Below are 12,208 nucleotides of genomic sequence, written 5' to 3' on the forward strand. Positions count from 1 at the left end.
TTTCTATATTAATCAATCATATGTTCGGTATAACCGAATTTAACTTTTTGGTACTTATTACTATTTTATTTCTCTTATGGCTTATTTCCCATGGAGTTAATTTCCTTTGTTGGCGAGGCGAAAAATGACTCAAGGAAATCGGTTGGTTAAAGGACGCTGTTTTTTTAAAGGAATAAATAAGATGATGTCAAAAATAACGCTCGTGAGTGAAGCTAGCGAATATGTGTTTCAAAAAATGAACCACTTTTTTCAATGTTCAGGGAATGCGATTCGTATTCGCAGAATGAACAAGGAAAATTTAAAGTATTGCAATATCAGTTCGTTAGAAACGGAAGAGCCTTTGGATTGGCTTGATCATCAAGAAATTGTTATGACCAAAGAGAGCTTTAGTTTCTGTTTTAAACTTATTAGCCGTAACCGAATTTTAGTCCGAATACCGGATAAAGCCGCGGGAGGCTGTGTTTGTAGCTATGATCCTCACAGCCGACGAGCGACAATCGAAATACTGCAAAATTTTGAGAAAAACAATAAAGCATTAGATGGAAAAATGATGGTTTACTCATTGCTGAGTATTTTATTTTTCCTAATAAAGGTTGGGGGAGAGGGGGTCTATATTAACAACCCAGCTAACGAAGATCTTCTTGACTATTATATTGATGAATTGGGCTTTCAGGATGTCTTTAAAGATGGCAGCCTACTGTATAGCACCAAGCAGCAACTGTTTAATCTCTTTGATGCGTTAAGGGATCAGTGGAAACCTAAAGCAAGTCGAAGCATAACAGAAATACCTAATGAGAGCGAAGAGCGACTTGCTGAGGCGTTTATGCGTTTGATTATTAGTGTAGCTCAAGCTATTAAGCAGATGCCTAAGGCACCGAAAGGCGAGTCCGTTGGGAAATTTGCAGATAATTTTGATGTATGGCGAAAAAACTAATTGATTGAATATACTGAAATTTGTAACTCAATGGTTATATTTGTTAATTAATTTGGCAAAATCTCAAAGTGAGTTGTCAAATCTGCATAAGCGCGGGAAGGTTCTCAAGGATAAGATAAAAACTCAACCATCTTTGAGGATCGTCCTGTGGATTTACTACTTTGTTTATTTGGTTTCATTTCGGGGATCACGACAGCACTGTTCGGTTTCGGTGGCGGCTTTATTACGGTACCACTGTTATATGTATTAATTACCCTTGTTTGGGGACCCCGCCATGATGCCAGTGACGTCGCTATGCAAATCGCAGTCGCCACGTCCACATTTGTGATGATTTTCTCATCAAGCTTATCGAGCCGAGCACACTGCCTGAAAGGAAATTTCAACTGGCAAATTATCAAACCTTTTATGCTGCCTATTTCAATTGGCGGTATTTTAGGTGCGCTCATTGCGCTATCGGTAGACAGTGAATGGATCCGCTGGATGTTTATCAGTTATCTCATTATCACTATTCTCGATTGCTTTATTCGTCCCGGATTTATGCAAACCCAGTCAGAAGGTAATACGTTAATAAGAGGCAAATGTATTGAAGATACCGTCATCGGTACAGTGATTGGTACAGTTGCGGCATTTTTAGGCGTGGGGGGCAGTGTGATGACAGTACCTTTGATGCGTCGCCGTGGAGCGAGCATGTTGCAAGCGGCGGCATTTGCTAATCCGCTGACGTTACCGATGGCAATCACGGGTTCTTTGATTTACTTCTATTTTGCTATGGAAAAGCACCTTGAATTAGGCTCCGGCTTCTTAGGTATGATTTATATTAAAGGTGCCTTAATTTTGATTGTTACCTCGTGGCTAGGCATTCGTTTTGCTTCATTTTTGATGCCCTACTTGAGTGATAAACGCCATGCCCAAAGCTATCCCATTTTATTGATGGTGGTTCTTGGGGTCATGCTATTCGTATAAATAGCCTATTTTTTGATAAAAATCCCCCTTTGCCATTGCTTTTGCTGACTAACCTTAATCAAACGGTTGTTTCTGGACGTATTATGGTAGAATATATTCGGTTACTATACGAATTTAGCGCGCTTTTGGCACTGAGGAACGATGACAATGAATGAGGCAGATGCTCGCCCAACTAACTTTATCCGTCAGATCATAGATGAAGATCTGGCGACTGGGAAACACACATCAGTACATACCCGTTTTCCACCTGAACCGAATGGCTACTTACACATTGGCCATGCGAAATCAATTTGCTTGAACTTTGGTATCGCGAAGGATTATCAAGGCCAATGTAACTTACGCTTTGATGATACTAACCCGGTCAAAGAAGATGTTGAGTATGTGAACTCCATTCAAAACGACGTCCAATGGTTAGGTTTCCAGTGGAGTGGCAACATTCGCTACTCATCGGATTATTTTGATATTTTATATCAATACGCGATTGAGCTTATCAAGAAAGGCCTTGCCTACGTTGATGAATTAAGCGCGGATGAAATTCGTGAATATCGTGGCACATTAAAAGAGCCGGGTAAAAACAGCCCTTACCGTGAGCGCCTGATTGAAGACAACTTAGCGTTATTTGAAAAAATGCGCGATGGTGGCTTTGAAGAAGGTAAAGCGTGTCTGCGTGCGAAAATCGATATGGCATCGCCATTTATGGTTATGCGTGACCCAGTGTTATATCGCATTAAATTTGCGGAACATCACCAATCCGGTAACAAGTGGTGCATCTACCCGATGTACGACTTCACTCACTGTATTTCTGATGCGCTGGAAGGCATTACACACTCACTGTGTACATTAGAATTCCAAGATAACCGCCGTCTGTATGACTGGGTACTGGACAATATCACGATTGACTGCCACCCGCGTCAGTACGAGTTTTCTCGTCTGAACCTCGAATACACGGTAATGTCAAAACGCAAACTGAACCAATTAGTGACTGAAAAACATGTTGCTGGTTGGGATGACCCTCGCATGCTGACCATTTCTGGTTTACGTCGTCGTGGCTATACAGCGGCATCCATTCGTGAATTCTGCCGTCGTATCGGTGTCACGAAGCAAGATAACAACGTTGAAATGGCGGCATTAGAATCTTGCATCCGTGATGACCTGAATGACTCAGCACCACGCGCAATGGCGGTTATCGACCCAGTTCGCTTAGTGATTGAAAACATGCCTGCAGGTGAAGAAATTCTGAAGGCACCAAATCACCCGAACAACCCAGAAATGGGAACTCGTGAAGTGCCATTTAGCAATGAGCTGTATATTGACCGTGCAGACTTCCGCGAAGAAGCTAACCGCCAATATAAGCGCTTGGTATTAGGTAAAGAAGTGCGTCTTCGTAATGCTTATATCATCAAAGCAGAGCGCGTAGAAAAAGATGCAGAAGGCAATATTACCACTATCTTCTGTACCTACGATGCAGGCACATTAAACAAAGATCCTGCTGACGGTCGTAAAGTTAAAGGCGTTATCCACTGGGTAAGTGCAGCACATGCACTGCCAGCGGAAATTCGTCTGTATGACCGCCTGTTTACTGTACCAAACCCAGCAGCCGAAGATGATTTCTTATCCGTGCTGAACCCAGAATCTCTGATCATCCGCCAAGGTTTCGTCGAACCAAGCCTGCGCGATGCGCCAGCAGAAAAAGCGTACCAGTTTGAGCGTGAAGGTTACTTCTGCGCAGATAACAAACTGAGCAGTGCGGATAAGCTGGTGTTTAACCGTACGGTTGGGTTGCGTGATACTTGGGCTAAGCAAGAAAACGCATAGAATCCTCGTCATACTTCGCGCTGTAGCGGCGTTGGCTTCATTCACTAACCCTAGTCACATATTGACGTATGTTCCTAGGGATTAGCTCACTTGCCGCCTTGCTATAACACGAATTATTTAGAGGATTGCGGAGAACAGTCTAAAAATAAACCCCAGTTTATCAACGATAAATTGGGGTTTTGTCTTTTTAAAAGCCTATTATTTAGCAGATTTATCGACGTTATTTTTCAGTAAATCATGCAGATACTGATTGGCGCTGGTGACTTTACCTTGGGCATCGGTGACTTGATACTCTTCTCCGGTGATAGAGGATTTGGATGCCACATTGTCAATAAACTGCTCTGTCGTCTGCAAACGCTTTTCGGTTTTACTCAGTTTTAAACGTAAATGGGATTCAGCGTCTGGTGCAGAATGACCAGAACCATTACGCGTGAAGGTTAAATTCTGCTGTTTGCCCAACTCCGTTAACAACGCTTCAGTACGCGTTTTCTCTTCTGGGCTTAGCGCAAGGGCTTTGGTGGTGACGAAAATAGTTAAAAAAATCACTAAGATTGAAGCAAAACGGCGAGAGGCTTGAGTCAGTAACGATTGCACAGGAAACGCTCCGATAAGTTAAGATTGGAGAGATTATAGGCAGCCGTGATGAATAAACTATCAGTAATAATCTGAGAATCATGTTTTAAGACAAACTTAGGCTTTAAGGCATAAATCGGTAGCCAATTCCCGTTTCTGTTAAAAAATGTGCGGGGCGAGCAGGGTCATTTTCCAATTTTTGGCGTAAATGCCCCATATAAATACGCAGATAATGATTGTGTTCGACGTAACTCGGTCCCCAGACTTGCAGCAACAAATGGCGTTGAGTGAGCACTTTCCCGCTATTGGCGACAAGTTCGCTGAGTAGGCGAAATTCAATCGGGGTGAGGTGAAGCTCTTCACTGCCTTTAGTCACGATGCGGTTGATAAAATCCACGGTGACATCGCCAAATTGAAAAGTAGGGCTTTCTTGACCCGCTTTACCAAAACGACGCAAAGCAACTCGGACACGGGCGAGCAACTCACTAATACCAAAAGGTTTCGTCAAATAATCATCGGCACCCGCATCCAGAGCGGCCACTTTCTGGGACTCTTCTTCACGAGCAGAAAGTACGATCAACGGAATACTGCTCCATTGGCGTAAATCACGAATCAAATCCAATCCATCACCATCGGGTAATCCGAGATCTAAAATGACCAAGTCGGGCTGACGAGTGCCTGCTTCAATGAGTCCTCGTTGGTAATTTTCAGCTTCAAAAATTTTCCAGCCTTCACCCTCCAACGCTAGTCGAACAAAGCGGCGGATCTCTTTTTCATCTTCAATGATCAGGATTTGATGGGAACTCACAGTCTGCTAGATGCTCCTAAATTTCGTTTTCGTTTTCGTTTTCGTTTTCAATTTCGGGTAATGGCTTTAATGGCAAAACAAAATGGAAGCTGGCACCACCTTTCTCATTGTTTTGTGCCCAAATTTCACCTTCATGGAGATGGATAATAGCACGACAGATAGCTAAACCTAAGCCAACTCCCGGAATTGCCGATTCTTTTTGTGCGCGGGAAAATTTATCGAAAATCGTTTTTTCTTGCCCGTCGGGAATTGCATTGCTGGCATCCCACACTTCGACATGGGCTTTTTGTGATTCTATAGACGCACGAATACCAATCGGCGTATCACTATCACTGTATTTTATGGCATTTTCGAGCAAGTTAATGATCACGCGCTCAATCAAGTTACCGTCACAATACAAGAGTAAATCGGCTGGAATATCAATATCAAGTGGATGACTGTCTAAAGTGTAGTCCAAGATCCGAACGGCGCTGCTAGTAATTTCTTGCAGAGATTCCCATTCCAAATTCGGGTGGATCCCCCCAGATTGTAAGCGGGCCATATCCAATAAATTATTCACTAATCTCGAGGTGCTTAACACCTGTTGGCGCATCTGGCTGACTTGTGCGGTGAGCGGTGAATTTTCAGCTGATAACTCCAACATCAAAATTTCGCTTTGACCAAATAAAACAGTCAGTGGCGTTTTGAGGTCATGGGATAAGGCCGCCAGCAGTGAATTTCGTAATTGCTCTCGTTCAACATCCAACTTCGCTCTCTCTGCTTGTTTGGTCAGTTGCAGGCGGGAAAGGCTACTGGCGATTAATCCAGTAAAGGTTTGCAGCATACGTTGCTGCTCGGGGATCAGTAATTGGCGAATATTACGCGGCTCAATGGCAAGCACGGCAAGAGTTTCATCCGCCGTCGTGATGGGCTGTAATTGGTACGGTACGCTGGGAAGCGTGTCTGTCCCTGCCCCCGCAGGCTGGCGCTTATCAAAGCTCCATTTTGCGATAGCTTTGTCGATTTGCAACTGGCTATAACCTTCACACTGTAATGGTATCAGTTGGTTGTTTTCATCGGGGAGTAGCAAACAGGTTTTTGCTTGAAAGGCATTATTTAAAAAGTGGTAGCCTGTTTTACCGATATCTTCCGTGCTGAGGGCTTGACCTAGCTCTTTGGTCATTTCATATAAATGTCGCGTGCGTTGTTCTCGATAACGCGCAATTCTTGCCTGATATCGCATGCCTGCGGTGAGATTACCGACAACCACCCCCACAATCAGCATCACCGTAAAGGTAACCAGATACTGCATATCCATAATCGCCAACGAAAAATGGGGCTGAACGAAAAATAAATCGAAACTGATCACATTGATTAACGCGGCGAAAACGGAAGGGCGGCGACCGTAAAACAGCGCGACTAGTACGACGCCCAATAAATAGAGGGTGACTAAGTTGGCTTTATCCAGCGCCAGTAAGAATGTTCGAGAGAATAGAGTGATAGTCGCACACATGGCGATCGCCATTAAATAGCCATTGACATCAGAGCGCCATTTTTCGGTAAACGGCTTTCTCTCAGGTTCTTTATCCCAATCGCTTTTTTCTTCAAGGGCGACAATGATCAAATCTAAATCAGGCCCAAGTTTACCGAGTCTATCCGCAAAACCTTGGCGTAATTTAAATTTATACCATTTGCGATGTTTATCGCGCCGGCCTATCAAAATTTTACCGAGATTATGCTCCCGCGCGTAACGCAAAATGGCTTTTTCTTCATTAGGATCGGAAAGCGTGGTGGTTTCTGCGCCTAAGTCTTGAGCTAGCCTCAGTGCTTTCAAAATAGCGCGGCGCTGATTTTCAGGAAGTTGGTGTAATGTTGGGGTTTCTACATACACGGCATGCCAAACACAGCCAAACTTAGCGGCAAGGCGAGCAGCGGCTCGTACTAGCTTTTCATTGCCCGTATTATGCCCGATACACAGGAGTAACCCATCGCGGGTATGCCAAACGGGGGCTTCGCCTTTACCATCTCGAAATTCACGCATTTGGTCATCAACACGGTCAGCAGTACGGCGTAAGGCTAATTCGCGTAAAGCAATTAAGTTTCCTTTACGAAAGAAATGCTCGATAGCACGTTCAGCCTGTCCCGGAATATACACTTTGCCTTCTTTTAAACGTTGGCGGAGATCATCCGGGGGTAAATCCACTAAAACCACTTCATTGGCGGCATCAAAAATATGGTCAGGCACCGTTTCACGCACGCGGATACCGGTGATGCTACCAACAATGTCATTTAAGCTTTCAATATGCTGAACGTTAACCGTGGTGAGAACGTCAATACCTGCATCCAGTAATTCTTCGACATCTTGCCAGCGTTTAGGGTGGCGGCTGCCGTTTGGATTACTGAAGGCGAGTTCATCCATCAAGATAATGGCAGGATGCCTTGCCAATGCAGCATCAATATCGAAGGCGTGCAGACGACGCCCCCGGTGGCTGATTTTTAACGGAGGAAGTTGCGGGAGCCCATCCAGCAGCGCGGCGGTTTCTTCTCGCTCATGAGTTTCGACCACGCCAATCAGCACATCTAACCCTTGTGCTCGAAGGCGTTGCGCTTCTTGCAACATGGCATAAGTTTTCCCGACACCGGCGCAAGCACCGAAGAAAATCTTAAGCTTGCCACGTCCACTTTCATTTGCCTTTACCAACAGGTCATCTGGGTTTGGGCGGATAGGCTCCTGATTATTCATAACTGACCTCAGTGATTTTGACTGTTAGCTTCCCGTTGATAGGTATCAAGGGCAAGGTTTAACTCTAATACGTTGACGACTGGCTCTCCTAAAAATCGAAACAGGGGAGATTGAGTATTGTCAGTAATAAGCGATTTTACCTTGTCTATCGATAACTGTCTGTTTTTGGCAATACGCGGCGCTTGATATAAAGCAGCGGCAACTGAAATATGCGGATCTAGCCCACTGGAAGAGGCGGTCAGTAAATCCACTGGCAAAGTATCACCGCCATCGGGTTCATGCTGTTTCAATGCAACCGAGCGCTCAGTCAGTTCCTTGGTTAATAGAGGATTACTAATAGCGAGGTTACTGCCACCCGAAGCCAGTGCGTTATAGGGCATTTCTGCTGTCACTGATGGGCGACCATAAAAGTAATTGTCATTTTGATAAGACTGCCCAATTAACGATGAACCGATAATGCGATTATCTTGTAGGATCAGTGAACCCATCGATTGAGTTGGAAAAATGACATTAGAAAGCCCCGTCACAAGTAACGGATAAGCAATCCCAGTCACCAGCGTTAATAAAACTAAAATCATCAATGAAGAACGAAACATGTTCATAATAGGCTCCTTAAATACCAAATAAGCTGATGAACATATCGATAAGTTTGATCCCCACAAATGGGACAATCAAGCCGCCTAACCCATACAGGCCCAAGTTACGCTGTAAAAGTGATTGAGAACTCATCGGGCGATAATTCACCCCTTTTAAGGCCAGTGGAATTAAGAACACAATAATCAAGGCATTAAAAATAACCGCCGACAGCAATGCCGAAGCAGGGGAGTGCAAATGCATAATATTCAAGGCATTGAGTTGTGGCCATGTGACCGCAAAACAGGCCGGAATAATTGCAAAGTATTTGGCGATATCGTTGGCAATACTGAATGTGGTCAATGATCCGCGAGTCATCAGCATCTGTTTACCAATATGCACCACTTCAATCAGCTTAGTTGGGTTGGAATCTAAATCTACCATGTTACCGGCTTCTTTAGCCGCTTGCGTACCCGAGTTCATGGCAACGGCCACATCCGCTTGTGCCAGTGCTGGCGCATCGTTGGTGCCATCCCCGGTCATGGCCACCAAGCGACCTTCCGATTGATATTGGCGTATCAATGCAAGTTTTGCTTCTGGAGTGGCTTCAGCTAAGAAATCATCTACGCCTGCTTCTGCCGCAATCGCCGCTGCGGTTAGGTGGTTGTCCCCCGTGATCATCACGGTTTTGATCCCCATCGCACGCATTTGCGCAAAACGCTCTTTCATACCGCCTTTGACGATGTCTTTGAGCGCCACTACACCGAGTACTGTTTGGCTATCAACCACTACTAATGGTGTTCCCCCTGTATGCGCCACCTGTTCAACAAGTTTGTCGGCTTCGACAGGGAATTTACCGTGGTTGGCTTCGACATAACGGCGAATAGCGTCAGCAGAACCTTTGCGGATCATACGTTCGCCGACGTTCACACCGCTCATGCGAGTCATGGCAGAGAAGGGGACAAACGTAGCGTTCATGGCGTGGATATCGCGTTCACGTAAATTGAATTTTTGTTTTGCGAGCACCACAATACTGCGTCCTTCTGGGGTTTCATCCGCCAGAGAGGAGAGTTGAGCGGCGTCTGCTAATTGTTGTTCCGAGACACCACTTAACGGTAAAAACTCTGAGGCTTGACGGTTACCGAGGGTGATGGTGCCTGTTTTGTCCAGTAACAGGACGTCAACGTCTCCCGCTGCTTCCACGGCACGTCCGCTGGTGGCAATCACGTTTGCGCCTAGCATACGGCTCATTCCGGCAACCCCAATGGAAGAAAGTAACCCGCCAATGGTGGTAGGGATCAGACAGATCAGCAAGGCAATCAATACAATGATAGACACCGCACCACCTGCACCTGCGTATTCCGTGGCATACAAGGTGAACGGATATAACGTTGCACACACTAGAACAAAGATAATGGTCAGTGCGGTTAATAATATAGTGAGCGCGATTTCATTGGGCGTTTTACGGCGTTGTGCGCCTTCCACCATGGAGATCATGCGGTCTAAGAATGTTTCACCCGGGTTAACCGTACATTCGACAATCAGCCAGTCAGAAAGTACGCGAGTTCCCCCCGTGACCGATGAAAAGTCTCCACCGGATTCACGGATCACAGGCGCGGATTCACCTGTAATGGCACTTTCATCTACGGAGGCACCGCCTTCAATCACTTCGCCATCACAAGGAATGGTTTCCCCTGCGCGGATCAGGACGATATCGCCTTTACGAAGTTGGTCTGAACTGACCATTTCTTGCGGTGCATCGAGAGACGCTGTCGCCAGTTTGGTCGCTCGGCTTTGCTGTTTTACGCCTTTTAAACTCTGAGCTTGCGCTTTACTACGGCCTTCCGCTAAAGCTTCTGCAAAGTTGGCAAACAGCACAGTAAACCATAACCATAAAGTGACCATGCCACTAAACCAAGCGTTGCCTTCGCTATAGCCGGCGACCATGGCTATCCATAATAAAGTCGTAATAATACTGCCGATGTAAACCACAAACATGACTGGATTACGCCATTGGGCCTGTGGTGTCAGTTTTTTAATGGCATCAATCGTCGATTGGCGAACCAGTTTGCTATCAAATAATTGTGTTTTTTGATTTTTCATTTTTTCACCCTCATTATGCCGCTAACCAAATTTGCAGATGTTCCGCGATTGGCCCTAACGCAAGCGCAGGGACAAAGGTCAGCGCACCAATGAGAAGAACAGTCATGATTAATAATCCGATAAACAGTGGACCGTGTGTCGGCAATGTTGCAAGGCTGGCGGCTTGTGGTTTTTTCACTGCCATAGAGCCTGCAATCGCTAATACAGGGAAAATCACACCGAAACGACCAAGGAACATGGCTAATGCCAGCATCACGTTGTAATACGGCGTGTTCGCGCTTAACCCTGCAAATGCACTACCATTGTTATTGGCTGCGGATGAGAATGCGTATAACACTTCGCTAAATCCGTGAGCGCCAGGGTTAAGAATGCCGGCGCGTCCGGCTTCGGTCATCAGTGAAATAGTGGTACCAAGTAGCACTAAAGTTGGCGTAACTAGGATTGCCAGTGCTACCATTTTCATTTCACGCACTTCGATTTTTTTACCGAGGTATTCAGGAGTTCGACCAATCATCAATCCAGCTAAGAACACGGCAAGTAAAACAAACAGCAACATGCCGTATAAACCTGAACCGACTCCCCCAAAGACAACTTCACCAATTTGCATCAACCACATAGGAACCATGCCACCTAATGCGGTGTAAGAATCGTGCATTGAGTTCACGGCACCACAAGATGCAGCGGTAGTAACGACGGCATATAACGCAGATCCTAATGTACCAAAGCGGTTTTCTTTCCCTTCAAGGTTAGCGGTGCTACTGGCATGTAGCTCCCCTAAGAATGGGTTACCGACGTATTCTTCATGGATCACAACGGCGGCGGCAATCACGAAAATAATCGCCATTGCCCATAACAGGGCGTGACCTTGTTTGTTATCACTGACGGTACGACCAAAAGCAAAGCAAAGTGCAGTTGGGATAAGGAAGATAGCCAACATTTGAACAAAGTTGCTTAATGCCGTTGGGTTTTCAAATGGATGAGATGAGTTAGCCCCAAAGAATCCACCTCCGTTAGTGCCCAATAATTTGATGGCTTCTTGGGATGCCACTGGGCCCATTGGTAACAGTTGCGGCGCGCTATCAAGGTTGTTACTCAAAACATAAGGGGCGAAGTTTTGAATAACCCCTTGGCTGACAAAGAATAAAGCAAAAATAATGGCTAATGGCAGCAGGAGATACAGAGTGATACGTGCTAAATCGACCCAAGCATTACCAATCGTTTTGCTACCGTGGCGTGAAAATGCACGAATAAGTGCAAATACGACGGCGATCCCTGTGGCTGCCGAAAGGAAGTTTTGTACGGTTAAACCGACCATTTGGCTCAGATAGCTTAGGGTATTTTCCCCGCTATAAGATTGCCAGTTGGTATTGGCCACAAAACTAATTGCTGTGTTAAAAGCCAAGTCCCAGCTCATTCCCGGATAATGCTGAGGGTTGAGAGGTAAGGAACCTTGGCACATTAAAATAACGAAAAGTAAGCCAAAACCTAGCAGGTTAAATAGCAAAATGGCGATGGCATATTGCCAGTAATTCATCTCAGGGAGATCGCGCCCCACTTGTTTGATTCCACTTAATCGCCAGAATACAGATTCACTTTTGGCAATCGTACGTGGCATATCGCCATCGATAAGATATGCAATAAAGTTGCCGAGTGGTTTTGCTAACAGCATAAGAACCAGTAAAAAACTGGCGATCAATAAAAACGCATTGGTGGCCAT

At 45.3% G+C, this 12,208-nt stretch carries 9 protein-coding genes; 3 read left to right on the forward strand and 6 right to left on the reverse strand.

Features of this window, described 5'->3' with window-relative positions:
* Positions 1-124 precede the first annotated feature (124 nt).
* From LDO73_RS04815 to glnS, 3 genes are all read left to right on the forward strand, one after another.
* Complete coding sequence (locus tag LDO73_RS04815; protein ID WP_224060436.1) at positions 125-934, forward strand: hypothetical protein; 810 nt, start codon at positions 125-127, stop codon at positions 932-934.
* Between the two features lie 147 nt (positions 935-1,081).
* Positions 1,082-1,897, forward strand: coding sequence for a sulfite exporter TauE/SafE family protein (locus LDO73_RS04820; protein WP_224060437.1), 816 nt, complete (start codon positions 1,082-1,084; stop codon positions 1,895-1,897).
* 147 nt (positions 1,898-2,044) lie between these two features.
* Positions 2,045-3,712: a glutamine--tRNA ligase gene (gene glnS, locus LDO73_RS04825; RefSeq protein WP_224060438.1), complete on the forward strand. Its 1,668-nt coding sequence runs from the start codon at positions 2,045-2,047 to the stop codon at positions 3,710-3,712.
* Between the two features lie 198 nt (positions 3,713-3,910).
* On the opposite strand, the gene LDO73_RS04830 is transcribed toward glnS, so the two are convergent.
* The 6 genes from LDO73_RS04830 to kdpA form a co-directional block, all read right to left on the reverse strand.
* Positions 3,911-4,306 carry a DUF5329 family protein gene (locus LDO73_RS04830; RefSeq protein WP_224060439.1) on the reverse strand — a complete coding sequence of 132 codons (396 nt, stop codon included), beginning with the start codon at positions 4,304-4,306 and terminating at the stop codon, positions 3,911-3,913.
* A 103-nt stretch (positions 4,307-4,409) separates the two neighbouring features.
* Complete coding sequence (kdpE, locus tag LDO73_RS04835) at positions 4,410-5,093, reverse strand: two-component system response regulator KdpE (protein WP_224060440.1); 684 nt, start codon at positions 5,091-5,093, stop codon at positions 4,410-4,412.
* Positions 5,094-5,109: 16 nt separating this feature from the next.
* Complete coding sequence (kdpD, locus tag LDO73_RS04840) at positions 5,110-7,815, reverse strand: two-component system sensor histidine kinase KdpD (protein WP_224060441.1); 2,706 nt, start codon at positions 7,813-7,815, stop codon at positions 5,110-5,112.
* Positions 7,816-7,823: 8 nt separating this feature from the next.
* On the reverse strand, positions 7,824-8,417 hold the full coding sequence (gene kdpC / locus LDO73_RS04845) for a potassium-transporting ATPase subunit KdpC (RefSeq protein ID WP_224060442.1): 594 nt from the start codon (positions 8,415-8,417) through the stop codon (positions 7,824-7,826).
* A gap of 10 nt (positions 8,418-8,427) precedes the next feature.
* Positions 8,428-10,491, reverse strand: coding sequence for a potassium-transporting ATPase subunit KdpB (gene kdpB / locus LDO73_RS04850; protein ID WP_224060443.1), 2,064 nt, complete (start codon positions 10,489-10,491; stop codon positions 8,428-8,430).
* 13 nt (positions 10,492-10,504) lie between these two features.
* A complete protein-coding gene (gene kdpA / locus LDO73_RS04855) occupies positions 10,505-12,208 on the reverse strand; it encodes a potassium-transporting ATPase subunit KdpA (RefSeq protein WP_224060444.1) in 1,704 nt (567 codons plus the stop codon).

Origin of the sequence: Providencia alcalifaciens, assembly GCF_915403165.1 — a bacterium.
In the GTDB taxonomy this organism is placed as follows: Bacteria; Pseudomonadota; Gammaproteobacteria; order Enterobacterales; family Enterobacteriaceae; genus Providencia; species Providencia alcalifaciens_C.

What these genes read in the sequence shown, in the direction of transcription:
- glnS (WP_224060438.1), top strand. Translation starts at nt 2,045, where the DNA reads ATGAATGAGGCAGATGCTCGCCCAACTAACTTTATCCGTCAGATCATA.
- kdpB (WP_224060443.1), bottom strand. Translation starts at nt 10,491, where the DNA reads ATGAAAAATCAAAAAACACAATTATTTGATAGCAAACTGGTTCGCCAA.
- LDO73_RS04815 (WP_224060436.1), top strand. Translation starts at nt 125, where the DNA reads ATGACTCAAGGAAATCGGTTGGTTAAAGGACGCTGTTTTTTTAAAGGA.
- kdpA (WP_224060444.1), bottom strand. Translation starts at nt 12,208, where the DNA reads ATGGCCACCAATGCGTTTTTATTGATCGCCAGTTTTTTACTGGTTCTT.
- kdpC (WP_224060442.1), bottom strand. Translation starts at nt 8,417, where the DNA reads ATGAACATGTTTCGTTCTTCATTGATGATTTTAGTTTTATTAACGCTG.
- kdpD (WP_224060441.1), bottom strand. Translation starts at nt 7,815, where the DNA reads ATGAATAATCAGGAGCCTATCCGCCCAAACCCAGATGACCTGTTGGTA.